Source organism: Sphingomonas sp. Ant20 (assembly GCF_000783375.1).
In the GTDB taxonomy this organism is placed as follows: Bacteria; Pseudomonadota; Alphaproteobacteria; order Sphingomonadales; family Sphingomonadaceae; genus Sphingomonas; species Sphingomonas aerolata.
In genome coordinates this window covers 1-2058 of the sequence record NZ_JRVI01000265.1, presented here as the reverse complement: position 1 = coordinate 2058, position 2058 = coordinate 1, and the positions used below count along the sequence as shown (strand labels likewise).

At 65.2% G+C, this 2058-nt stretch carries 1 pseudogene; it reads right to left on the bottom strand.

What is annotated here, in order from left to right:
* Positions 1–99: 99 nt before the first annotated feature.
* A pseudogene (gene infB / locus NI18_RS19945) lies at positions 100–2058 on the bottom strand (translation initiation factor IF-2); the annotation flags it as partial.

Here is a 2058-nt window from a genome sequence, read left to right as displayed (position 1 = left end):
GTCCCCCCGGGGAGGAGGGTGGGGTGAGCGGGCCGCAAGCGTTACCGCCCGGTACTGCCCCTCACCCAACCCTCTCCCGAGGGGGAGAGGGCTTCAGTATTACAGCGTGCGGTCGCGCATCTCGACTTCGAACGTCTCGAGGACGTCGCTGGCCTTGATGTCGACGAAGTTCGACGTGAACGTCACGCCACACTCCAGCCCGGCGCGGACTTCGGCGACATCATCCTTGAAGCGACGCAGCGATGCGATTTCGCCCTGGTAGATGATGACGTCGTTGCGCGTGATACGTGCCTTGAGCGCCTTGCGGATATTGCCCTCGGTAACGAGCAGACCCGCCGCCTTGCCATGCTTGCCCGCCGAGAAGACCTCGCGGATATCGGCACGACCGACGACCGTCTCGAACGCTTCCGGCCCAAGCTCGCCGGCCATGCCCGCCCGGATCTCGTCGATCAGGTCGTAGATCACGTCATAATATTTGAACGCGACCTTCTGGCGCTCGGCGATCTCGCGTGCCTTGGCATTCGGACGAACGTTGAAGCCGATGATCGGTGCACCCGATGCCGCCGCCAACGTGACGTCGGATTCGGTGATGCCACCGACGCGCCCGAGCTCAGCACGCGCGCCTTGATCAGATCGGTGGAGATCTTGTTGATCGCCCCGACGATCGCCTCGACGGTACCCTGCGTATCGGCCTTCACGACCAGCGGATATTCGATCGCCTGCTTTTCCTTCAGCGCCGAGAACATGCTCTCGAGGCTGGCCGGAACCGATGCCGTCCGCTTGTCGGTCTTCACGCTGCGACGATATTCCGCGACTTCGCGGGCCCGTGCCTCGTTCTCGACGACCTGGAACGGATCGCCTGCTGACGGCACGCCCGACAGACCGAGGACCTCGACCGGCATCGCCGGACCCGCTTCCTTGATCTGCTTGCCCTTGTCGTCGACCAGCGCACGAACCTTGCCGCTCTCGCCGCCGACCACGAAGATGTCGCCCACCTTGAGCGTACCACGATTGACGAGGATCGTCGCAACCGGACCACGACCCTTGTCGAGCTTGGCCTCGATCACCGTACCCTCGGCCGCGCGATCCGGATTGGCGCGCAGTTCGAGCAGTTCGGCCTGGAGCTGGATCTTCTCGATCAGCGTGTCGAGACCGATCTTCTTGGTCGCGGAGACTTCGACGTCCTGGACGTCGCCGCCCATGTCCTCGACCACGATCTCCTCGCTCAGCAGGCGCTCGCGCACCTTCTGGGCATTGGCGCCTTCCTTGTCGATCTTGTTGATCGCGACGATCATCGGCACGCCAGCCGCCTTGGTGTGGGCGATCGCCTCCACCGTCTGCGGCATCAGGCCGTCGTCCGCCGCCACCACCAGGATGACGATGTCGGTGACGTCCGCGCCGCGCGCACGCATCTGCGTGAACGCTTCATGGCCCGGCGTGTCGAGGAAGGTGATCTTCGACTTGTCCTTCAGCGTGACCTGATACGCGCCGATATGCTGGGTGATGCCACCCGCTTCGCCGCGCACCACGTCGGTGCCGCGCAAGGCATCGAGCAGCGACGTCTTGCCGTGATCGACGTGACCCATGATCGTGACGACCGGGGCACGCGGACGCAGAGTCTCCTCGGCATCGTCGATCGTGTCGTTCGCCAGATCCTGGTCGACATCGCTGACGCGCGTCAGGTTGTGACCGAATTCGGTGACGAGCAGTTCGGCCGTATCCTGGTCGATCGTCTGCGTCATCGTGACGGGCATGCCCATCTTGAACAGCGCCTTGACGAGGTCTGCACCCTTCTCGGCCATACGGATGGCGAGTTCCTGCACGGTGATCGCCTCGGGGACGACCACGTCGCGGACCTGCTTGGCCTGCGGCTCGCGCGGACCACCGGTGCCACGACGCTCCTTCTCACGCGCACGCTTGAGTGCGGCGAGCGAGCGGGCGCGGGCGCCATCCCCATCGCCGAGGGCGCGGTTGACGGTCAGCTTGCCGAGTGCGACGATCGTCGCCCTTGCGGTCACGCTGCTGCGGCCGTGCCGGGGGTGCGTCGCGACGGACGCC